This is a genomic window from Prauserella aidingensis (assembly GCF_024171865.1).
Lineage (GTDB): Bacteria > Actinomycetota > Actinomycetes > Mycobacteriales > Pseudonocardiaceae > Prauserella > Prauserella aidingensis.
Map to the genome: position 1 here is coordinate 1 of NZ_JAMTCN010000066.1, position 2147 is coordinate 2147.

Genomic DNA, 2147 nt, shown 5'->3' on the forward strand with positions numbered 1-2147 from the left:
GCCGCTTGACCCCCATCGAATACGAAACCATCATGAGCCACACCGCCACCCCGGCGGCCTAAACCACTGTCACAGTTTCCTTCAGCAGCCCCGACCTTGAGCATGTTGTCCGCACCGCTCTGCATCTTGCCCAGGTTCGACATGAAGCCGGCGCCAACGCTGAGCTTGCCAACGTCGCCCCCGCCAGCCTGCGGCTGAATCGGTGCATCGAACTCGGGCATCAGGTCCTCCCCCTGGTCGCTGAACGTAGTCCGGTCGTCACCATAGCGTCTGACGCCAGCCTCGTGGACGTGGTTCCAGGAGAATCACAGCCGCTCAACCGTGCGCAGCGACCACGACGGCGCTCCTCTGCCTATACGGACAGCGTGCTCAACACCGCTCTACCGGTGCGAGCCGCAAAGCCGACCACCGCGGTGCCGTGGGACCGCTGCCGAATTGCCCTCTAAGAGATCAAGGGCGGCGCGCTCCGCGCGCCGCCGCCGGGGCACGCCCGGCCTCCCGCTGGCACTCCCGGCCGGCGGCCCCGGCTCGCACAACGAACAACGCCACCTGATCCTCAGAGCAACCGCGCAGCCGCCACTCACCACGAGCCGGCCCCTTCACGCCCGATAAATCGTCTGACACCGCGCCGACCGCCTCAAGGGCGCCTACGGCGTCGCTACGCGATGAGCTACCGCTCACCCTTGACCCGGCCACCACGGCGCACAGCATCGGCACGGACGAAGGGGACGGGGTCAGAAGATCTGATTCACAATCCGTACATAACTGCGCATCCTCGGATCTTCGAAACGATAAACGCCCTGCCCAACACGGCGAAGGATCGTGGCCCGGTCCCGGGACATCAGCCTCTGAAAATAATTCTGAAGCGAGCCTTGCGAAATCGGCGCCCCCGTACGCTTCTCGATAGCATCACGCAAGGCAGCCGCATTGAACTCCTCCGTGTCCAACGACGCCGCAGCAGCAAGAATTTCTTCATACATAGGGCTAGACTTAGACCGAACACTGTCGTCGTAGACAGTCTTCAAAGTTCCCTCCGCGTCCTGAACCGCCAACGAAAGAGCCTTTTCTAGATCTGCATTGCCGACGACTTCTTTGCCGTCTCCAATCGCAGACTCGGCACTTTTTAGAGCTAGCAGATGCGTAAAATGAGGATACCCCGCGCTAAGCCGCACGATCGCATTTATAACATCGTCATTTAAACGATATTCCAATGGCTTCCGCGCCGACCGTGACAATCTCGCGAAGCTCACCCACCTCCATGCGCCGTAGCTTCGTCTCACGAAGATTCCTTTGCACTGACGGATGCGCCGCGGTCAGTTCCGAGGCACTCGCAGCGATACCGACCACCATAATCTTAAAAGGTGAAGCGCCATCGCTCAATTGCTTTATAAGCTCGGAAACCCTCCCCTTATCCGAGTCTTCCCTTATGGCATCGAACTCGTCAACCACGAGCAAGCCATCCATATCCGCCAATGCTCGACCAGCCGTCGATGGCGAAATCGAAACCCGATTCGGATACGTACGCGTCACTTCTCGGCCGCGTTCACGTCCCGCATCAATAGGACCTGCGCCCAGTCCGCCATGCTTACTTGAAGATTCCGTGGCCGACACCTCGGACTGGTACAGCTCTGGCCGCGCCTCACTGAGCGGCTCGTGCAATATGGATTCAAATGTATCTGACTGATCGCAACGCTTAATATAGATTTTGGACTGGAGCATCTGCAAGACAAGATTCGAGGCAACATTGGCGAGAGAGCTCTTTCCGACACCCCGCTCGCCATACAGTAGAACGTGTTGACCAGGCGTATTCAGCGTTTCGACCAGATTCCTGATCTCATCCGTACGACCAAACAAGAGATTTACTTCACTAATGGGCTGATGCGGCGTGAAGACGTTGCGCACATTTGAGGAAGCAATCTTCGCTTCCCGTTCGAAACCAAACAGGTCCTGAAACTGAGCTTCCGACTGCCGAGCACGCCCCGCAGCTTTGACAGTCCGCCTCTTGGCTCGCTTCGCCCTGCCACCTCTACCCATAACTAATCATCCTAGTGACACTGAGTTGATCTCAGCGAGTTTCAGGTCGGCCGGTGTTCGAGGTGAGTGAGGGCGAGTGCGGCTTGGATGATGCTGCCGATCTTGCTGGGGCT

Annotated in this window: 3 protein-coding genes; all 3 read right to left on the reverse strand. The window is 58.6% G+C overall.

Annotated features, from left to right (window positions below):
- Window positions 1-221: hypothetical protein (locus LY13_RS25385; RefSeq protein WP_253831086.1), on the reverse strand; the 221-nt coding region annotated here is incomplete at its 3' end.
- A 513-nt stretch (window positions 222-734) separates the two neighbouring features.
- The gene (locus LY13_RS25390) at window positions 735-1211 is read right to left on the reverse strand and encodes a hypothetical protein (protein ID WP_253831087.1); all 477 of its coding nucleotides are present in this window, start codon (window positions 1209-1211) and stop codon (window positions 735-737) included.
- Entirely contained in the window at window positions 1192-2034 is an 843-nt protein-coding gene (locus LY13_RS25395) for an ATP-binding protein (RefSeq protein ID WP_253831088.1), read from the reverse strand. Before LY13_RS25395 ends, LY13_RS25390 begins: the two co-directional genes overlap by 20 nt.
- Between the last annotated feature and the right edge of the window lie 113 nt (window positions 2035-2147).